Source organism: Neorhizobium sp. SOG26, from assembly GCF_003491345.1.
GTDB lineage: Bacteria > Pseudomonadota > Alphaproteobacteria > Rhizobiales > Rhizobiaceae > Neorhizobium > Neorhizobium turbinariae.
Window position 1 is genome coordinate 634,575 of sequence record NZ_CP025513.1, and the last position, 20,470, is coordinate 655,044.

The following is a 20,470-nucleotide window of genomic DNA, read 5'->3' on the forward strand; positions in this document are numbered from 1 at the left end:
TAAAATGAGAGAGGAAGGAACACGATGAAGAAGTTGATTTTGAGCGGCATCGTGGCGCTCAGCGCGCTGGGAGTGAGCATGCCGGCCTGGGCCCAGGAGCTCAGCTTCTGGAGCTGGCGCCAGGAAGACAAGGCCCAGTACGAAAAGTTCATCAAGGCGTTCGAAGAAAAGAACCCTGGCGTCACGGTGAAATTCGAAACTTTCGAAGCCACCAACTACAACACCATCCTCTCAACGGCACTTGCCGGTGGATCGGGGCCAGATGTCCTGTTTGCCCGCGCCTATGGCGGCCTGGAAAACGTCGCCAATGCTGGTTACCTGCTGCCGCTCGACAAGTCCAACGTGCCGGCGCTTGAGAACTTCGCTCCCGCCGCGATTGCCGCCGAGACCATGCGCTCCACCAAGGTAACCTATGCGGTGCCCTTTGCCAGCCAGACGATGCTTGTCATCTACAACAAGGACATCTTCGACGCGAACGGCCTGAAGGAGCCTGAAACATGGGATGAACTCGTGCAGGCGTCGGAGAAGCTGAAGGGCGCGGGCATCATGCCATTCGGCAACGGTACGGCGACCGCTTGGCAGAACGAGGTGATGGTCGGCGGCATCGCATCGACGCTGATGGGCCGCGGCTTCTACGACGACCTGATGGCCGGAAAGGCTGATTTCACCGATAAGCGTTATGTCGAAGCGCTGACCAAGCTCAAGGAGATCACCAAGTATTTCCCGGATGGCTTCATCGGCCTCGATTATGCATCGTCGCAGCAGCTCTTTGCATCCGGCATGGCCGGCATGTTCGTCGGCGGTTCCTATGAACTGGCGAACTTCAAGAAGCAGAACCCGGACATCAAGATGGGCATCTTCGCCATGCCCGGCATGAAGGCGGACGATGAGAAGCTGGTCGCGCAGTATTTCGATGGTGGTTATGCGGTCAACGCCAAGACGCCACACAAGGAAGCCGCGCTGAAGTTCGTCAACTTCCTGGCGAGCCAGGAGTTCGGCCAGATGTTCGCCGACGAGCTGAACAACATCTCGGCTGTTCCCGGCGTAAGCTTCAAGGATCCGCTGTTGGCGGAGGTTGCCGAACTCAACAAGAACTCGATCCCCTACATCATGCTGGTGCACTTCCGCTTCGGCGAACCGTCGGGCTCGGTTCTGTTGCAGGGCGAGATCCAGAAGCTCCTGAGCGAGAAGGCGACGCCGGAAGAAGTCGGCAAGAACCTGACGACCGGTCTTGCTGCCTGGTACGAACCCTTCAAGAAATGACGCAGGCGGTGGCGGTCGGAACGCGATCGCCACCCTTCCCAAACCCGAAGAGTTCTTGATGCACGGATCACCCCTGCTGGCGCGGCGACTTTGGATAACGGCGCTGATCGTGCCGCCACTGGCTTTTGTCGCCCTGTTCGTCGTTTATCCGATCATTTCCGCCTTTGCTTATGCCTTCTTCCAGTGGCATGGCCTGGCGCGGGGCGAATTCGTCGGTTTTGCGAATTTCTACAAGGTTCTGTTCACCCAGCCCTATGCCGATTGGACGGTGAACGCCTTCCTCAACAACGTCCTCGTCTTCTTCGCCCTGATGGTGCTGCAGAACGGGGTCGGCTTCCTTCTTGCATATTTCCTGTGGCGCGAACTTCCAGGTGCTGCCTTCCACCGCGTCGCGGTGTTCCTGCCGGTCGTGCTGTCGACGATCATCGTCGGCTTTCTGTGGAAGCTCTTCCTGCACCCGCTGTTCGGCGTCGTAAACATATCACTGCGAGGCACCGGCCTTGGGTCGCTTGCGCAGCCCTGGCTCGGTCAGGAGGGAACGGCGCTCTGGGCGCTCATCATCGCCAATGCCTGGCACATGGTGGGGTTCCCCACCCTCGTATTTCTCGCAGGCATGCAGCGCATCCCGGGCGAAATCCTCGATGCGGTGCGGATGGAAACGGAAAGCGAGTGGGTGAAGATCAGCAAGATCGTCTGGCCGCTGGTTGCGCCCAGTGCGACGATTGTCTTCACGCTGCTTTTCGTCGGCAGCTTCAATTGGTTTGAACTGCCTTACATCATGGCCGGTGTCGACGGTTCGCCACACAAGGCAACGGATGTGCTCGGTCTGTATTTCTACCGCACCGCCTTTGGAGACCAATCCGGTTCCGGCCAGGACTTCGGCGCCGGTAGCGCCCTTGCGGTCTTGATCTTCATGTTCATCGCGGTGGTCGCGGGCTTCATCACCTTCCGGCTGCGGGCCCGAGAGATCCAGATATGAGCACCGCCGAGACCTACTACGATCGGAAAGGCCTGCTGCAGACGCTCGGCCGTGACGGACTGATCCAGATCATCCTGATCCTCAACACGATCGTGATGCTCGGGCCGCTGGTGATCATGTTCTTTGCGGCGTTCAAGACGAACGCGCAGATCTTCCAGTCGCCGTTCTCTTTCCCGGACTTCACGAATGTCACGAATATCGTGAAGATCTGGACGCAGACGAACTTCCTTCGTTACCTCCTGAACTCGGTCATCGTCACTGGATCCTCCATCGTCATCATCCTGACGCTCGGTACAATGGCAGCCTATGCCATCGCGCGTTACCGCTTTCGCGGTTCAGGCTTCGTGTTGATGTTCTTCGTGGCTGGGCTGACCTTGCCCCTGAAGCTTGCGATTATCCCTCTCTTCATCCTTATGCGCGACCTCGGCATCCTGAACACGCAGTTGTCGCTTATCGTCATCTACGTGGCGATGGGCCTGCCGACGACCGTCTTCATCATGACTGGCTTTATCCGGACGCTGCCGAACGAACTGGAAGACGCAGCGCGAATGGATGGGGCCAGCGAGCCGCGTATCATGTGGTCGGTCATGTTGCCGCTGGTGCGTCCAGCGCTGGTGATCTCGGGCATCCAGAACCTGGTGCCGATCTGGAACGACTTCTTCTTCCCCCTGATCTTCATCCAGAAAGACAACCTCAAGACCCTGCCGCAGGGCCTGACCACCTTCATGGGAGAGTATACGACGGACTGGGGCGTGCTCTTCGCCGGTCTGATGCTGTCGTCTGCGCCGGTGATCATCATCTACATCATCCTGTCACGCCAGTTCATCAACGGCATGACGGCGGGCGCAGTCAAATAGACGGCTTGCGGACGAGATCTAAACTCGGCAAAGAGTAGCGCCATCACGGTCGGCGGTCCCTCCCATCCAATGCAGCTCCACAACCGGTTCAGCACGTTTCGGGTTTGGCCGCGGTCAGGGAATTGCATTGTCGATAAGAGGTCAACAGATGGATCAGCTTCTTCCGGACCCAGCGCGGTCCTTGCTTGCGCAATTGCAGGAGAAGCTTGATCCTGCTGCGATCGTGCTCGATCCCTCGCTTCTCGATGCCTATGCCGCCGACGCGACGGACCGTGGTGCGGTGCCGCTGGCGGTCCTTCGCCCCAAGACGACCGAAGAGATCTCCACCATCCTGCGTCTGGCAAACGATCTGCGGCAACCGATCGTCGTGCAGGGCGGCCGCACCGGTCTGTCCGGTGCCTCCCGGCCGCAGGCGGGTGAAATATCGCTATCGCTTGAGCGGATGAACGGGGTGGAGGCGATCGATCGGGCGGCACAGACCATGATTGCTGGCGCCGGAACCCCAATGCAGACCATTCAGCAGGCAGCCGAAGAGGCCAATCTCTATTTCGGCGTGGATATTGGCGCTCGCGGTTCTGCTACAGTCGGCGGCAATATCGGCACCAATGCCGGCGGCATCCGGGTGTTGCGATATGGCATGTACCGCGCGCAGGTGCTGGGCGTGGAAGCTGTTCTCGCAGACGGGACCATCGTATCGTCCCTAAAGGGGCTGGCGAAGGACAACTCCGGCTACGACCTTTCACCGCTTTTTATCGGCACCGAGGGCACGATTGGCGTCGTCACCCGCGCCTGCCTGAAGCTGCATCCGAAGCCGAAGATCGAGCGCAACGCATTTGTGGCGCTGCCGTCGCTCGCTGCCGCACGGGAACTGCTGGCAAGGCTACGGGTGGAGCTTTCCGGCTTGCTCTCCGCCTTCGAGGTTATCTTCCCGAATGCCTACGAGAAGACCGTGCATTTCATGGGCATCCGACCTCCGGTTGAAATCGGCGCCGGGATGTATGCGATGATCGAGATCCAGGGTCAGTCTCCCGACCAGGATAACGAGCGCTTCGAAGCCTCCCTTGCGCAGGCGCTGGAGGATTGCCTGGCTACCGATGTTGTGCTCTCTAATTCCCTGCGCGATGCCGCAGCGTTTTGGGCCATCCGTGATGGCATCAACGACTTTCTGGATAGCGCCCACGTCCATACCAGCTTTGACATCTCCGTCCCGCTCCGGCGGATGGAGGAGTTCCTGGATGCCGTGAAGGGACCGATTGATGCGGTCGACCCGCAAAACCAGACCTATATCTTCGGGCACATGGGCGATGGAAACCTGCACTACTGCATGTCGACCATTGCCTATACGGCCGTGGCAGACATCATCTTTCGGGGCATTGCTAACGTCGGTGGCGGTGTGACTGCCGAACACGGCGTTGGCACGGACAAGAAACACTATCTCTCCTATGTCCGCAGCGCCGCCGAAATCGACGCGATGCGCCGGCTGAAACGGGCCTATGACCCGAACGGTATCCTCAATCCCGGCCGTGTCTTCGACCCGGCCTGATAAGCGACAGGCGCAAAGTCCCGCACTGGACTCTGCGCTCGTAGCTGGGGTAGGGATCAGCCCCACCACCAGCGCATTGCAGACATCACATAGAGTAAGCCTCATGGTAGAAAAGATCATCATCGACACAGATCCGGGCCAGGATGATGCCTTGGCGATCCTTCTTGCGCTGGCTAGCCCGGAGCTTGAGGTGCTCGGCATCGTCGCGGCGGCCGGCAATGTGCCGCTGTCGTTGACCACCGTGAATATCCGCAAGGTCTGTGAACTCGCCGGGCGCTCCGACGTGAAGGTCTTTGCCGGCTGCAGCCAGCCGATGGCGGGTCCGCTGGTGACGGCGGAGTACGTCCATGGCGCAACTGGCATGGACGGCGCGGACCTGCCCGACCCGACGATGCGGCTACAGGAGCAGCACGGCGTAGACTTCATCATCGACACCCTGATGCGGGAACCTGCCGGAACGGTGACGGTCTGCACCCTTGGCCCAATGACCAACCTCGGGCAGGCCATCACCAAGGCGCCCGAGATCGCTACCCGCATCAAGCGGGTGGTCCTGATGGGCGGCGGTTGTTTCGAAGGGGGCAACATCACCCCGGCCGCAGAGTTCAACATTTACGTTGATCCAGAGGCCGCTGCCGTTGTGTTCGCTTCCGGTGCGCCCATCGTCGTCATGCCGCTTGATGTCACCCACAAGACCCTGACGACGCGTCCGCGGGTCGAAGCCTTTAAGGCGATCGGAGGGCAACTGGCTGAAGTGCTTGTCGGCTGGCTCGACTATTTCGAGCGCTTCGATGTTGCCAAATACGGCAGTGACGGCGGCCCGCTGCACGACCCGAACGTGATCGCTTACCTCTTGAAGCCGGAGCTTTATTCCGGCCGCCATTGCAACGTGGAGATCGAGGTCAACTCGCCGCTCACCCGGGGCATGACCGTCACGGACTGGTGGGGCGTGACCGACAGGCCGAAGAACGCGACCTTCATACGTGATGTGGACGCCGATGGTTTCTACGGACTTCTGACAGAACGTCTGTCGCGTCTTCGCCGCTAATGGTTCAGAGCGAGCCGACGGGTCGGCTCGCTCGATTTCTTTCGGTCGTGATCAGCGGTCGGATTTCTTCATCGCGGCGTAGGCCACCGCCATCTGTGCAGCCAAACGGGCGTTATTTTTCACCAGTTCGATATTGGCCTTGAGGCTTTCGCCATTTGAAAGCTCGTTGATGCGCGCCAGCAGGAAGGGCGTCAGCTCCTTGCGGCCGATGCCTTTTTCATCAGCCTCGCGGACTGCATCAGCAATCGTGCCGTCGATGAACTCATGCGTCAGAGCCGCAGATTCAGGGATCGGGTTGGCGATCATCAAACCGGTGCCGGTGCCAAGCTTGTGGTGCAGGTGCATGGCCTGCGCGATCTCTTCCGGCGTGTCGAGGCGGTGGTCGGCCTTGTAGCCACTCTCGCGCGTGAAGAAGGCGGGAAAGTCTTCGGTGCCGTAAGCGATCACCGGCACCCGCTGCGTTTCCAGATATTCGAGCGTCTTGGCGATATCGAGGATCGACTTCACGCCGGCGCAGACGACGGCGGTCTTGGTGCGGCCGAGTTCCGTCAGGTCCGCAGAGATATCGAATGTCTGTTCAGCGCCGCGGTGTACGCCACCGACGCCGCCGGTTGCAAAAATGTCGATGCCCGCAAGATCGGCAAGCAGCATCGTGGCGGAAACCGTCGTACCCGCCGACTGCTTCTTGACCATCGCGACGGCAATGTCGCGACCGGACGCCTTCACGACGTTCTTGGCTTGCGCCAGTTCGTCCAGTTCATGGCGCTCGAGGCCGACGCGCAGTTCACCATTGATGACCGCAATGGTCGCCGGCACGGCGCCATTTTCACGAATGACGGCTTCGACGCCCAGCGCGGTCTCCAGGTTTGCCGGATAGGGCATCCCGTGGGTGATGATCGTTGATTCCAGAGCGACAACAGGGCTGCCGCTTGCAACGGCATCGGCAACTTCGCGGCTCAGCTTGGGTTTCAGAAGGGTCATCTGCCTATTCCTTGATGTTGTTGCGGCCCAGTCAGCCGACGAGACGGTGCATATTGGCCTGCAGGAAGTGTTCGGAAAGTTCGGTATGGACGCTGCCGTGACTTTCGGTGGTGAGCGTGCCGAGGAGGGAGCCTGTGCGGGCGGCCTGATAGATGTCGTCCCCTTGGAGGATGCGGTGGAGCGTCCCGGCGATCATGGCGTCACCCGCGCCGGTCATGTCCACCGGTGTGGCTTGAACGGCGGGGAAGCTTCGCACGCCCTCCTTGCCGGCAACAGCGATACCGCGAGCCCCGACCGTGACGACCGCCTCTTCAGCGCCTGCCGCTTGCAATGCCAAGGCCGCTTCTTCCGGGTCAGTGATCGCATCGCCCGCGCCACGCCGCAAGACGGCATTGGCCTCGTCGATGTTCATGAACAGAAGGTCGATACCGCTCAGATTCTCGGGGAGGCGGGTAGCCTTCGGTGTCGACACGGCGTCGATGGCCAGTTTGAAGCGCGAGCTCTTGCGTTTCGCGATGATGGCGGCAAGCGTCTCGGCAGGCGGATTCGTATCACTGAAGACCCAGTTCGCGGCGGCGAGGTGCGGCCAGATGCGGTCAAAATGCGCCGGCAGCAGAAGGTCGAAGATGCCCATGTCGGCGATGCCGAGCACGAGGTCACCCCTCATGTCGAGGATCGCTACATATTCGGCGGTGGACCGGTCCTTGGAGGTGACAACCTGGCTTACATCGATGCCGCGGTCGCGCATGTATTTCAGCAGCGCGTGCCCGCCATCATCGTCACCAACAATTGAAACGAAGCTCGTCGTGGTGCCAAGCAGGGCGAGGTTCTCGGCGACGTTGCGCGCCACGCCACCCATCGAACGGACGCTGTCTGCGGGATTGGACGTCTCGAATACAATATCCGCTTTGGCGCGATATTTCCGGTCCAGCACCGCGCCGCCAATGCACACCGCTCGGGCATCCGTCGGCACGACGTAGCCTCGGCCAAGGATGTAGCCCTTCTGCATGAGTTGCACGATATGAGCCGCAACCGTCGATCGGGCTACATTCAGTTGGTCAGCAATCTCCTGCTGACCCGCAAAGGGATTGTCTCTGATGATCGCGAGGACGGCAGCCTCTTGAGGAGAAAGGTCTTCCAATGACGGGCACTCTTTGAACTGCCACCGTCATGGACAACATTTGTTTTGATGTCAACAAATGTTGTAAGTTGTGGCCGCTTAAGGTAGATGAAAGACGGGCACAAGATCCTTGGCTACTGGGGAGCCATCCGGGTTGGTCTCCATGATGTCGCCCATATGCGCCCACCACTTCTTCATCACCGGGTGCTCTGGCAGGCTCCCCATGCCGTGGTCAGCGGGCCGGCTCAGGATGGCGAACAGTATGTTGGACTCCGGATCGAGGTAGATCGAATAGTCGCTGACGCCGGCGCCGTGGAGCAGATCCACCAGTTCCGGCCAGATTTCATCATGTCGCCTGCGATACTCCGCCTCCATGCCAGGATTGAGCTTCATCTTGAAAGCGTATTTCTCTGTGGCCATCAACGCATCTCCCGGATACGGCGGACAATGATCGGCACGGCGATCGTGATGATCAGCAGCAGGCCGACAAAAATGGACATCACGATCCCCGGCACGTTGAGAAGCCCAAGGCCGAAGGTCACGAGCCCCATGACGAAGGCGGCGATAACCACGCCACCAATCGTGCCCGCGCCGCCCAGGATGGAGACGCCGCCAAGCACCACCATGGTGACGACTTCGAGCTCCCAGCCTTGCGCAATTGACGGGCGCGTCGACCCGAGACGAGAGGTGAGGCAGACGGCTGCGACACCGGACATCAGGCCCGTGAGCAGGAAGAGAATGAACTTCACGCGCTCGACCGGGATGCCGGAAAACCGTGCAGCGAACTCGTTATTGCCGATAACGAAGACCTGGCGGCCGAAGTTGGTGGCATGCAGCAGTATCGCGAAGAGGACGGCCAGCACCCCGAACAGGACAAACTCGAAGGAGAGCACCCAGGCGACATAACCCTGCCCGAAGAAGGCGAAGCTTTCAGGGTACTTGCCATAGGCCTGGTCACCCAGCACGATATAGGAGATGCCGCGGAAGAGGCTCATCGTGCCGATGGTGACCACGATCGAGGGGAGCCTCAGGCCTGAGACGAGCAGCCCGTTCACCGCGCCGCAGCCCAGACCGACACCCAGACCGATCGCCACAAGGCCTGGGGTGCCGATGCCGATCTGAGCGGCTGCACCCATGGCCGTCGATGCCAGCGCGATGATCGCTGCAACGGACAGGTCGATCTCGCCGGAGATCACCAGCATCGCCATCGCGAAAGCGATCATGGCTTTCTCAGTGAAATTGAACGTTGCGTCTGACAAGTTCCAGGCGTTCAGGAAGTATGGGGAGGCGAGTGCGTTGAAGATGAAGATCAGCACCGCCACGCCGAACAGCAGAACCTCCCAGCTGGCAAGAAGACGAGAGGTTCTGTTTCCGAGCCGATCGGGAATGACGCGTTTGGTGGAAACCGCTTCGTTCATGGGGACACCTCCGGTGCCGCTCGGTCACGTAGAATGATGCGGCCGACCTTGCGTTCGGCACGCGCATTGAAGACGACTGCGAGTACGATCACGACGCCGGAGATCGCCATCTGCGCGAATGGCGAGATGCCGATAACCGGGAGCGCGTTCTTGATGATACCGAGGAAAAGAGCGCCAAGCAGGGCGCCCGCAACAGAGCCGACGCCCCCGGCAATCGATATGCCCCCGATGACGCAAGCGGCTACAGTATCCAGCTCGAAGCCGATGGCCACGTCGACATAGGCGACGGCGTAGCGGGAAACCCAAAGGTAACCGCACAGCCCCGCCAGCGCTCCCGAGAGCATGAAGGCGAAGAACCGTGTCTTGCCGGTGTCGATCCCAGCATAAACGGCCGCCGTCGGATTGCCGCCAGAGGCGTAAGCCGCGCGGCCGAAGGGCAGCCGTGTCATCACGAACCAGGCGCCGACCACGATGATGATCGCAACCCAGGACAGGATGGGCAGGCCAAGCACCGGCAAGCGCGGAGCGTTGAGGAAGGATTGTGTCATCTGGTGCGCGTTCACCCAGCCACCGCCTGAAAGCACGAAGGCCATGCCGCGATAGATCGTGAGGGTCCCGAGCGTGACGACGATCGGCGGAATCTGCAGCGCCCAGATAAGGTAGCCGTTGATCGCACCCAGGAAGGCGCCGATGCCGATCGCCATGACGATGAGCAGAGCTAGCGGTACGTCCGGGTAAGCAGCATTGGTCATCGCAACGGCCATGCCGGTAAAGGCGAGGTTGGCTGCGACTGAGAGGTCAATCGATTTTGTCAGGATCACGGTCATCTGGCCGAGCGCCAGGATGATCAGGATCGACGTGTCGTTGAAGATGTTGGCGAGATTGCCCGGCGCGGCAAAACCGGGTGCCCGGGTGGCGAAGCCTGCAATCATGATCGCGATGATCATGACAAGCAGGGATTCCCTGTTTCTGAGCAGCTTTTTCATGATGTGGCCTCACGCATTGCCGGTCGCCGCTCGCACAAGTGTTTCCGCCGTCGCCTGCTCGCGCCCGAACATGCCGGCGATCAGGCCTTCGCGCATCACCATCACCCGATCGGACATGCCGAGGATCTCCGGAAGCTCGGAGGACACCATGATGATCGACAAGCCTTCTGAGGCGAGCTCACTGATGAACCCGTGAACCGCCGCCTTCGAGCCGATGTCGATGCCTTTGGTCGGCTCATCGAGAATGATGACCTTCGGCTGGGTGGCCAGCCATTTGCCGATCACCACCTTCTGCTGATTGCCGCCGGAAAGCGTGCCGACAGGCACGGAAAGCGCAGCCGCGCGCAGATCAAGCCGCTCGGCGTATCTTCGCGAGAGCGCCAGCTCGTTTGCAGCCTTCAGGAAGCCGCCGCGCGAGGTGCGGGAAAGCGAGGGAAGCGACATGTTCTGGAAGATCGGCATCGGCAGTGCCAGTCCGTGGCGACCACGCTCCTCAGGGACATACACGATGCCGGCGCGAATCGCGTCTCCCGACGAGCTGATCTGAAGCGGCCTGCCTTCGAGCGTGAGGGTGCCGCCGGAGGGACGTGTGACCCCGAAGAGTGCCTGGCAAAGCTCCGAACGGCCTGCGCCGATCAGGCCGTAGATGCCGAGAATTTCGCCCCGGCGAAGCTCGAAGGAAATGTTATGGAATTCCGTCGGATGCGAAAAACCTTGTACCTGGAGCACCGGCGCCCCGATCTCGACCTTGGTCTTCGGGAAAACATCCTTGACGTCGCGCCCGACCATCAGCCGGACAATCTCGTGCTGGCTCGTGTCCCGCAGCTTTCCATGGCCGACCGCGCGTCCGTCACGGAACACGACGAAGTTCTCTGCGATCTCATAGACCTCGTCAAACTTGTGGCTGATGAACAGGATCGCCTTGCCTTGGCGCTTCAAGCCCTCGATGATGCGGAAGAGGTCGTCGATTTCCTTGCGGGAAAGGGCGGCGGTTGGTTCATCCATGATGACGATGCGCGCTTCCACCGACAATGCCCGGGCAATCGCCACGAGATGCCGCTGGGCGATCGAGAGATCGCGCAGGCGGATTGTCGGGTCGATGTCGCTTTCGAGCGCCCGCAGCAGGTCCCGCGACCGCTTGTTGATCGCGCTCCAGTCGATCATGCCAAACCGTGTGCGAGGCGCATGGCCGATAAAGATGTTCTCGGCGACGGTGAGGTCGTCGAAGAGCACGGTTTCCTGGTGAATAGCGGTCACACCGGCATCAATGGCCGCCTGGGCGGCACTGAAGACGACCGGCTGCCCGTCAACCAGGATTTCGCCCTCGTTGGGGCGGTAGATGCCGGTCAGGATCTTCACCAGAGTCGATTTGCCGGCGCCGTTTTCACCGATGAGCGCCGTGACTTGGCCCGGGTAGAGCTTGATATCTACCTGATCCAGCGCCTTAACCCCGGGGAAGATCTGGCTGATACCGCGCATCTCCAGGAGCGGCGCAGTTTCGACCAGCGGTGCCGGGCGAGGAGGGCTATCCTGGACTTGGGTAACGCCGTTCATCATGCGTGGCCGTTGTTCTCGCTGCCGCAACTTCAGACGTTCTTCTCCCCTCGGGGAGAAGGTGCCGGTAGGCGGATGAGGGGTCTCCACCGCCTACCGTCGACAATGTGCCGATCAGAAGATCTTTGAGAACTGGTCGATGTTCTCAGCGTTGTAGACGAAGGGATCCGCCATGGCTGCTTCGCCATCGTCGCCGATCTTGATCGTACCCATGCGGCCTGCCTGAATCTCGGATCCCGGCTTGCCATCCGCATCACCCTTCACGAGGTGGTAGGCGATCTGGGTGGCAGAGTAACCGAGATCAATCGGGTTCCAGATCGCGAACTCCTTCGTCGCGCCCGACTTGATGGCGCCGGCCATTTCGGAAGGTAGGCCAAGCCCGGTCACGTAGACCTTTCCGATCATGCCGGCATCCTTCACAGCTTGCGAGGCAGCCAGAACGCCAACGGTGGTCGGTGCGACAATGACTTTGACGTTTGGCTGCGACTTCAGGAGCCCCTGAGCCTCGCGGTAAGACTTGTCGGCCAGATCGTCACCATAGACGGTCGTGGCGAGGTTGAGGCCGGGGAAATCATTCAATTGCTTCTTCATCTCGGCAATCCAAGTGTTCTGGTTCGTCGAGGTGGTGGTGGCGGAAAGAATGGCGAAGTCACCCTGGCCACCTTCCAGATGGTTCTTGGCAAGCGTCAGGCACATCTTGCCGATCAACTCGTTCGACGACGGGTTGAGGTGCATGATGCGGCCTTCCTTGGCGACTGCGGAGTCCCAGGAGATCACCTTGATGCCGCGCTGCGCGGCTTTCTTCAGTGCCGGGATGACGGCGTCCGGGTCGTTGGCAGAGATAGCAATCGCATCCACGCCCTGCGCGATCAGCGAATTGATCACCTCGATCTGGCCTTCCGCGGTTGTCGTGGTCGGGCCGGTATAGATGATCTCGACCCCGCCGAGTTCCTTGGCGGCTTCCTCCGCCCCCTTGTTGGCCGCTTCGAAGAAGCCGTTGCCGAGCGATTTCACGACCAGTGCGATTTTCATGTCAGCGGCGCTGGCAGCATTGGCCATGGCGGCGACTGCCAGTGCCACGCCGATCATCAGTTTCCTTGCAAGTTTCATGTTCAGTCCTCCCGTTGACGTTACCTTCCTCCCGCCGGTCGCGCTCCTCATGCGACAGACGTGAATTCCTCCTTGTCGGTGCCCGCTGCCGCCGCCTTGGCAATCAGCAACTTGGCGCCTGCGTCCTCGATCATCTTCGCTGCCTGGTCCTCGATTCCCGGATCGGTGATGATCGTCGTCACCCGATCGAGCGGGCAAAGGATGAGGCTCGACCGGCGGCTGAATTTCGATGAATCCGCCATCACGATCAGTTCTTCCGCTTGGCTCATCAGCTTCTGCTCGCTCTGGATCACCAGCGCATCCGCTTCCATCACGCCCAGCGGCCCGATCCCTTGCGCGCCGATGAACATGCGGCGTGCGTAGAAATTGCGGATCGCATCATTGTCGAACGGCGACAGGATCAGACTCTGCTCGCGGTAGATGGCACCGCCGGGCACCGTCACGGTGCTCTTGGAATGCTTCACCAGGTGTTCGGCGATGGCGAAGGAATTGGTCATCACCTGCAGCCGCCGCGCAGACATGTAATGCACCATCTGGAAGGTCGTGGTGCCCCCATTGATGATGATCGAGTCACCGTCGCCGCAGAGTTCGACCGCACAACGGGCAATCGCGCGCTTCTTGTCGATGTTGACGGATTCGGAAACGCGGAACGGACGTGCGGCAAGGTTACCCAGTGTCGGTGGATGCATGGCTTCTGCGCCACCGCGAACCCGGCGAAGTTTCCCCTGGATATGCAAAGAGGCGATGTCGCGCCGTATCGTTGCCTCGGACGCCTCTGTCAGTTCGGCGATATCCTGGACCGTGACAACCGCCTTCTCCTGGATGGCGCTCAAGATGATCCGATGGCGCTCGCGCTCGTGCATATGCATCCTCCTGAGGCTCATCATGTTCCGTTTTCTGCGGCTGTCAATCATAATCAATCAAGGTCAACTCTGACGCGCTGCAACATGAACGATAATGATCGTTTGTGATTGACAGCTGGCGCGATGCGGCGTGATAACTGCGGCCACGGTAGATGACGTGTGATGCGTCATCAGGAGCCGGAACAGCTTGGGAGGAATGCGATGACGGGCCAAACCCGGCTTCTCGAAAACCGTTGGGATGATGCCTTTGCTGCGACGCTCGATGAGCCTGGCAAGCTGCTCTATCGCTCCAACCTCCTCGGTGCAGACAAGCGCATCACCAACTATGGCGGCGGCAATACGTCGGCCAAGGTCATCGAGACCGATCCGCTCACGGGCGAGCAGGTGCGCGTGCTGTGGGTGAAGGGATCCGGGGGCGATGTCGGCACGATCAAGCTCGACGGCTTCGCGACCCTCTATCTCGATAAGCTGGAAGCGTTGAAAGGTATCTACAAGGGTGTCGATGACGAAGACCGGATGGTCGGCTTCCTGCCGCACTGCACCTTCAACCTCAACCCGCGCGCCGCATCCATCGATACGCCACTGCACGGTTTCGTGCCGTTCGCGCATGTGGACCACATGCACCCGGACGCGATCATAGCGATTGCTGCTTCCAAGAAGTCGCGGGAGCTGACGCAGCAAATCTTCGGCAACGAGATCGGCTGGCTGCCATGGCGGCGGCCGGGGTTCCAGCTGGGGCTTGATCTTGAAGCTTTCGTCAAGGCCAATCCCAATGCCAAGGGCGTTGTGCTGGAAAGCCACGGGTTGTTCACGTGGGCGGATGACGCAAAGGATTGTTATGAGCTGACGCTCGATATCATCAACAAGGCGATCGAGTGGTTTGCTCGCGAGACCGAGGGCAAGACGATCTTTGGCGGCGCGGTGGTCGAAAGCTTGCCGCAGGCGGAACGGCGCGCCATCGCCGCGCGCCTGATGCCGGAAATCCGCGGGCGCATCGGTCATGTGGAGCGAAAGCTCGGCCATTTCGATGATCAGGATGCCGTGCTCGAATTCGTCAACTCGAAGAACCTGAAGCCGCTCGGCGCACTCGGCACTTCTTGCCCCGACCACTTCCTGCGCACCAAGATTCGGCCGCTAATCCTCGATTTTGATCCTGCCAAGCCGGATGTTGATGCCGTGATCGCAGCGCTTGACCAGGCGCTGGAAGCGTATCGCGCGGACTACAGCCGCTATTACGAAAGCTGCAAGCACGGCAACTCGCCCAAGATGCGTGATCCGAACCCGGTCATATTCCTGGTGCCGGGCGTTGGAATGCTCTCCTTTGCACGCGACAAGGCAACGGCGCGCATCGCTGGCGAATTCTATGTCAACGCCATCAATGTCATGCGTGGTGCGTCGACCGTCTCGGAATACCAGGGGCTGCCGGAACAGGAGGCTTTCGACATCGAGTACTGGCTGCTCGAGGAAGCAAAGCTCCAGCGCATGCCGAAGCTTAAGAGTCTCGCCGGCCGCGTGGCATTCGTGACGGGCGGCGCCGGCGGCATCGGTCGGGCCACCGCAGCGCGGTTGATGGGCGAGGGGGCCTGTGTCGTGCTGGCCGATATCGACGGTGCGGCGCTGGAGGAAACGAAGACGGGGTTCGAAAAAAGCTTTGGCAGGGATGTCGTGCGTGGCGTACTGCTCGATGTAACGAACGAGGAAGGCGTCACCAACGCTTTCCGCGAAGCCTGCATTGAATTCGGCGGCATCGACATCCTTGTGTCCAATGCAGGCATCGCTTCGTCTGCTCCGGTTGAGGAAACGAGCCTCGATATGTGGAACCGGAACATCGATATCCTGGCGACTGGTTACTTTCTGGTGTCTCGCGAGGCATTTCGGCTGTTTCGCCGCCAGAAGCTCGGCGGAAACGTCGTCTTCGTCGCCTCGAAGAACGGGCTCGCTTCCTCGCCCGGCGCGTCCGCTTACTGCACGGCAAAGGCTGCCGAAATCCATCTCGCCCGTTGCCTGGCATTGGAAGGTGCGGAGGCAGGAATTCGGGTCAACACCGTCAATCCAGATGCCGTGTTGCGGGGCTCCAAGATCTGGAACGGCGAATGGCGCGAGCAGCGCGCCGCGTCCTCCAAGATCGAGGTAAGCGAGCTTGAGGAACATTACCGAAAACGGTCGCTGCTGAAGCTCAACGTGCTTCCGGAGGACATCGCCGAAACCGTCTACTTCCTGGCGTCGGATGCATCGGCGAAATCGACGGGCAACATCATCAACGTGGATGCCGGCAACGCACAGAGCTTTACGCGGTAAGGCGCTTTTGGGAGGAGCACATGTCTGAAATGAAGATCGCCGCGGATGTAATTGCCGCGGAAAACGGAGCCTGTGCGCAGGCGCTCGACGCCGATTATGCGGCGCTTGGCGAGACGCTTGCTCGGCGCGGGATCGAGATCGATAACATTACGGACAAGGTGTCGGAGTTCTCTGTCGCCGTACCGTCCTGGGGCGTCGGCACCGGCGGCACCCGCTTCGCACGTTTCCCTGGAGGCGGCGAGCCGCGCGGAATTTTCGACAAGCTCGATGACTGCGCTGTCATTCATCAGCTGACGCGAACGACCCCTACAGTTTCGCTTCACATCCCATGGGACAAGGCAGACCCGAAGGAATTGAAGGCGAAGGGGGAGGCGCTTGGCCTCGGCTTCGACGCGATGAACTCAAACACCTTCTCGGATACAGTCGGGCAATCGCAGTCGTACAAATACGGCTCTCTCAGCCACACGGACGCAGCCACCCGGGCCCAGGCAATCGAGCACAATCTTGAATGCATCGAGATCGGCAAGGCGATCGGCTCGAAAGCGCTGACCGTATGGATCGGCGACGGCTCGAACTTTCCGGGCCAGAGCCACTTCACGCGACAGTTCGAACGGTATCTCGCGTCCATGGCGGAGATTTACAAGGCGCTGCCGGATGACTGGCGCCTGTTCTCCGAGCACAAGATGTACGAGCCGGCATTCTATTCGACCGTGGTTCAGGACTGGGGCACCAACTACCTGATCGCCAACACGCTTGGTCCGAAAGCCTTCTGCCTCGTTGATCTCGGACATCACGCGCCGAACACCAATATCGAGATGATCGTCGCCCGGCTCATCCAGTTCGGCAAGCTCGGTGGCTTCCACTTCAATGACTCGAAATATGGCGACGACGATCTCGATGCCGGGGCGATCGACCCTTACCGGTTGTTCCTCGTGTTCAATGAACTGGTCGATGCAGAACATCGAGGCGTGGATGGCTTCCACCCGGCGCACATGATCGACCAGAGCCATAACGTCACAGACCCGATCGAAAGTCTGATGGCGAGCGCCAACGAGATCCGCCGCGCTTATGCCCAGGCGTTGCTGGTCGACCGAGCAGCCCTTGACGGATACCAAGACGAGAACGACGCGCTGATGGCGACGGAAACGCTCAAACGCGCCTACCGGACAGATGTAGAGCCGATCCTGGCGCAAGCCCGACGCCGTGCCGGTGGCGCGATCGATCCCATTGCCACCTACCGTGCCAGCGGCTACCGCAAGAAGGTGACGATGGAGCGGCCCGCATCTGTGAGCGGTGGCGGCGGCATCGTCTGAGGAGCAGCAACAGCGATGCTGGGCTGAAAACCAGTCTCCGGTTAGTCCGCCTAGATCAACCTTTCTCTCCGGCCCGCGTGATCTCGCGGTTCTGCGCCTCGGCGACCCGCCGGAACAGGCTCATCTCACCCAGTGCCTCGAGCGAGACTTTCAGCTTCAGTCGCCAATTCGGGTATTCATCGACTGTGCCGGGTACGTTGGTTGATCGGCTCTCGCCCACCATATCCGCGAGCCTCACGGCGACCAGCATGCTCCGCGTTTGCAGGAGAAACCGGTGAGCCGCCACCAGAAGCTCGTCTGTCATTTCCGGCCAACGGTCGAGATTGGCTTTACTTGAGGGCATGAGTTCCGCCTTCGCCAAGGCCTGGAGCAGTGTCAGTTTACGTTCCGCGCGCTCTTCACGAAGACGAACCGCGGCTTCGGCATCGAACAGCCCGACCTCTTCGGCAAGCTCTATGTCGGCACCGCGCCACCAGCCTTTCAGCGGCGGCAGGTCATGGGTCGAGAGACACCCTAGCGACAATGCAAGAGGCGCGTCCGCGGCCGGTTGTTCTTCCGCCAGATCTTCGAAATAAAGAACCCGGTAACCCAGCACACCAGCTTTCTGCAGCGCGGGACGGAAACCATCCGGTACATTGCCGAGATCTTCTCCGATTACGACCGTCTGGCGCTCTTGCGAAACTTTCGCCAGCGATGTGATCATCTGCGTGAAGGGGTAGCGGAGATATCCGCCTGCCGAGGCTTCCTGGTCTTGCGGGATCAGGAAGAGCTGCCACAGGGTCATCGCGTGGTCGAGGCGCAGCGCGCCTGCAAACCGGGCGGAGCTGTCGATCAGCCGGCCATAGTGTGATGTGTTGGGATCGAGAAGATGCTGCGGATGCAGCGGCACCAGACCCCAGTCCTGCCCCTTGGAGCTGAAGGCGTCCGGCGGTGCGCCAACCTTCATCGACGGCAGAACCAGGCCGGGCGTTGACCAGGTTGACGAACCATCAGGCACTTCACCGACAGCGAAATCAAGGTAAAGCCCAAGCTCTAGGCCGGCCCTCTTTGCAAAATCTGCCGCTTCCTGCATCTGACGCGATGCCAGCCATTGCAGCCAGGCATAAAATTCGATGTCATCGCCGTGCTCTGCAGCATGACGTTCGACAGCCGGTGCGTGCCGGTCCCGATACTCTTCCGGCCAATCGCGCCAACCGCTGCCGTGCCCACGCTTCACCATCGCAGACGACAGGCTCTCGAACAGACAGTGGCCGAGGAGCGCATCACCTTTCTCGCTCTTGAACTGCTCAAAGTCGTTGCGCGAGAATTCTTGCCATTCCTCCATCTTCCAGTCGTCCCAGAGCTTTCGAAGAGCCAAGAGCTTGAGCCTTGCAACAGCGGGATAATCGACTGTTTCTGAGGACCGCAGCCGCGCCAGTTCCGCCCGGTCAACGAGATCCTCTCGAAACCCTGGAAGCTGGTCGACGGCGATATGCAGCGGGTTGAAGAACAGGCGGCTGGATGGGGAATAGGGACTGTCGCGCTGCGGATCAGACAGGAAAAGCGCGTGCAACGGGCTGAGCCCGATGAAGTTCGCGCCGACCGAGGCCGCAATGCGGCTCAGGGTCTTGATGTCCTCGAAGTCACCGATGCCCCAGTTACGCTCGGACAGGATCTCATAGATCTGGACGGAAATGCCCCAGGCGCCATCCCTCTGCAGCCATTCGGGGAGATAACATTTGACACCGTCCGGAACGTCGAGCGCCGGTTGCGGCCAGCGCTTGTCGGCGGTGGGATCAGGCTCCTGTTCGATACCCAGCGCCTTCAGGATTTCCCGGCGCGTGGCATCCGGGATTTCCTTTGTTTCACCCTGAAGGTCCTCGTAAGCTTTCGTCACCCCCAGCTTCTCGGCCCAGTCTTCGACCTTCGGGCGATCTATCTTCTGTTGTTCGGGCATCGGCTTGTCCTACGGCTTTGAATTTCCGTGGCAATCAACAAGCTTTCGTTCCCGAAGTTCCTCAAGCGTCCATCTTCCTGCGCCGGTTCGGCTAAGGCCAGGCCGCGTAGCTATCCTGCGCGGCACCTCGTCGGTCTACCGCTTGCTGCCGATACTGTCTCGGTGACATCCCCATCAGCCGCTTGAAGAACCGGCTGAAATAGGCCGCATCGCGAAAGCCAAGAAGCTCGGCAATCTCCCCAGTCTGCATGGCAGAAGAGTGGAGCAGACGGGCGGCTTCCGTCAGCATCCGCGCATGGACAAGTTCCATCGGTGACCGTCCGGTGGCGCGGCGAATCGCCGTGTTGAGGCGGTCCGAGGTGACACCCAGCGCGGACGCATATTGCGGCACGCCCCAGTGGTTGCGGACGTGAAGTTCAACGAGATGCACGAAACCACGCACGATCATCCGCGGCGAGGGTTGGCCCGGATGCTGGACCGGATCAGACATACGCCAGATCTTCAGGAGCAGGAGTGCGATGTAGTGTTGAACGGCTTCACGGCTGCCCGCTTCGTCGCCTTTCAGTTCGCCCTCGATCGAACCCAGCAGGTTCAGCATCTGCCGCGCGTCTGCTGCTGCCGATCGACTGATGAGAAGCCGGGAGATGGCCTCGCGAACCTGCGTCGACACAGCGCCCGCCGGCAAGGCCTGACCAAGGATGACATCCGGAGCAGCCAGCATCCCGCCTTCCGATCCCGCCTCCAGACTGATCGCCCCTTCCGTTGCCGGCGACCATACAACGACCGGGCCCTCTAGTGCGGAGTGCCGACCGTTCGCGGTGATGCTTCCGCTCCCGGAAAGGATGATGAACAGGTAGTCGAGGTTTTTCCGCAGCGTCCAGATCAACGGATGGAGGCTGCTACCGAACAGGCGGGCCTCCATTGCCGATGCCGTTGGCGGCGCGAACGTGATCGCAGATTGGACAGGTTCTCTCAAACGGCGCCTCCTTCGCAAAAGTACAAATTTCTCCGCTGAAAGTCTATTGTGTCCGCGTGGTGCTCCCCTAACCTGTGCCCGCTTGCCGAGGCGGATGTTTACAAACCGGCAAGCTCGAATCCGTAGGAGCGGACCGCAAGGGAGGACCATCACGACCATGAAAAGCGAAGACCGATCCTGACGGCACAGCACCCGTCCGAAGCTTTGCCAGCCGCGCCGTACGATGCG

At 60.4% G+C, this 20,470-nt stretch carries 17 protein-coding genes; 7 read left to right on the forward strand and 10 right to left on the reverse strand.

Annotated features, from left to right (window positions below; genetic code table 11):
• Positions 1-24 precede the first annotated feature (24 nt).
• The 5 genes from CYG48_RS19565 (at position 25) to CYG48_RS19585 (ending at position 5,687) form a co-directional block, all read left to right on the forward strand.
• Positions 25-1,263, forward strand: coding sequence for an extracellular solute-binding protein (locus CYG48_RS19565; protein WP_118852207.1), 1,239 nt, complete (start codon positions 25-27; stop codon positions 1,261-1,263).
• Positions 1,264-1,321: 58 nt separating this feature from the next.
• On the forward strand, positions 1,322-2,242 hold the full coding sequence (locus CYG48_RS19570; RefSeq protein WP_118852208.1) for a carbohydrate ABC transporter permease: 921 nt from the start codon (positions 1,322-1,324) through the stop codon (positions 2,240-2,242).
• Positions 2,239-3,099: a carbohydrate ABC transporter permease gene (locus tag CYG48_RS19575; protein WP_118852209.1), complete on the forward strand. Its 861-nt coding sequence runs from the start codon at positions 2,239-2,241 to the stop codon at positions 3,097-3,099. The genes CYG48_RS19570 and CYG48_RS19575 overlap by 4 nt, the downstream gene beginning before the upstream one ends.
• 148 nt (positions 3,100-3,247) lie before the next feature.
• The gene (locus CYG48_RS19580) at positions 3,248-4,642 is read left to right on the forward strand and encodes an FAD-binding oxidoreductase (protein ID WP_118852210.1); all 1,395 of its coding nucleotides are present in this window, start codon (positions 3,248-3,250) and stop codon (positions 4,640-4,642) included.
• Between the two features lie 103 nt (positions 4,643-4,745).
• Positions 4,746-5,687, forward strand: coding sequence for a nucleoside hydrolase (locus CYG48_RS19585; RefSeq protein ID WP_118852211.1), 942 nt, complete (start codon positions 4,746-4,748; stop codon positions 5,685-5,687).
• 51 nt (positions 5,688-5,738) lie between these two features.
• On the opposite strand, the gene CYG48_RS19590 is transcribed toward CYG48_RS19585, so the two are convergent.
• The 8 genes from CYG48_RS19590 to CYG48_RS19625 all read right to left on the reverse strand — a co-directional run bounded on the left by CYG48_RS19590 (position 5,739) and on the right by CYG48_RS19625 (position 13,719).
• Positions 5,739-6,668, reverse strand: coding sequence for a pseudouridine-5'-phosphate glycosidase (locus CYG48_RS19590; protein ID WP_118852212.1), 930 nt, complete (start codon positions 6,666-6,668; stop codon positions 5,739-5,741).
• 31 nt (positions 6,669-6,699) lie between these two features.
• On the reverse strand, positions 6,700-7,809 hold the full coding sequence (locus CYG48_RS19595; RefSeq protein ID WP_118852213.1) for a PfkB family carbohydrate kinase: 1,110 nt from the start codon (positions 7,807-7,809) through the stop codon (positions 6,700-6,702).
• 78 nt (positions 7,810-7,887) lie between these two features.
• A complete protein-coding gene (gene rhaM, locus CYG48_RS19600; RefSeq protein WP_118852214.1) occupies positions 7,888-8,208 on the reverse strand; it encodes an L-rhamnose mutarotase in 321 nt (106 codons plus the stop codon).
• On the reverse strand, positions 8,208-9,206 hold the full coding sequence (locus CYG48_RS19605) for an ABC transporter permease (RefSeq protein WP_118852215.1): 999 nt from the start codon (positions 9,204-9,206) through the stop codon (positions 8,208-8,210). Before CYG48_RS19605 ends, rhaM begins: the two co-directional genes overlap by 1 nt.
• On the reverse strand, positions 9,203-10,192 hold the full coding sequence (locus CYG48_RS19610; RefSeq protein WP_118852216.1) for an ABC transporter permease: 990 nt from the start codon (positions 10,190-10,192) through the stop codon (positions 9,203-9,205). The genes CYG48_RS19605 and CYG48_RS19610 overlap by 4 nt, the downstream gene beginning before the upstream one ends.
• Positions 10,193-10,201: 9 nt before the next feature.
• Positions 10,202-11,671 carry a sugar ABC transporter ATP-binding protein gene (locus CYG48_RS19615; protein ID WP_245450615.1) on the reverse strand — a complete coding sequence of 490 codons (1,470 nt, stop codon included), beginning with the start codon at positions 11,669-11,671 and terminating at the stop codon, positions 10,202-10,204.
• Between the two features lie 189 nt (positions 11,672-11,860).
• The gene (rhaS, locus tag CYG48_RS19620) at positions 11,861-12,856 is read right to left on the reverse strand and encodes a rhamnose ABC transporter substrate-binding protein (protein ID WP_118852217.1); all 996 of its coding nucleotides are present in this window, start codon (positions 12,854-12,856) and stop codon (positions 11,861-11,863) included.
• Positions 12,857-12,903: 47 nt separating this feature from the next.
• On the reverse strand, positions 12,904-13,719 hold the full coding sequence (locus CYG48_RS19625) for a DeoR/GlpR family DNA-binding transcription regulator (protein ID WP_118852218.1): 816 nt from the start codon (positions 13,717-13,719) through the stop codon (positions 12,904-12,906).
• A 201-nt stretch (positions 13,720-13,920) separates the two neighbouring features.
• Here CYG48_RS19625 and CYG48_RS19630 point away from each other — a divergent pair, with 201 nt between their 5' ends.
• Both CYG48_RS19630 and rhaI read left to right on the forward strand, forming a co-directional pair.
• Positions 13,921-16,017 carry a bifunctional rhamnulose-1-phosphate aldolase/short-chain dehydrogenase gene (locus CYG48_RS19630; protein WP_118852219.1) on the forward strand — a complete coding sequence of 699 codons (2,097 nt, stop codon included), beginning with the start codon at positions 13,921-13,923 and terminating at the stop codon, positions 16,015-16,017.
• 20 nt (positions 16,018-16,037) lie between these two features.
• A complete protein-coding gene (rhaI, locus tag CYG48_RS19635; RefSeq protein ID WP_118852220.1) occupies positions 16,038-17,330 on the forward strand; it encodes an L-rhamnose catabolism isomerase in 1,293 nt (430 codons plus the stop codon).
• 55 nt (positions 17,331-17,385) lie between these two features.
• On the opposite strand, the gene malQ is transcribed toward rhaI, so the two are convergent.
• Together malQ and CYG48_RS19645 are read right to left on the reverse strand one after the other, a co-directional pair.
• Positions 17,386-19,266 (reverse strand): 4-alpha-glucanotransferase, encoded by a 1,881-nt coding sequence (gene malQ, locus CYG48_RS19640; protein WP_118852221.1) that lies wholly within the window; start codon positions 19,264-19,266, stop codon positions 17,386-17,388.
• A gap of 91 nt (positions 19,267-19,357) precedes the next feature.
• Positions 19,358-20,242 (reverse strand): helix-turn-helix domain-containing protein, encoded by an 885-nt coding sequence (locus CYG48_RS19645; RefSeq protein WP_199925307.1) that lies wholly within the window; start codon positions 20,240-20,242, stop codon positions 19,358-19,360.
• Positions 20,243-20,470: the final 228 nt, after the last annotated feature.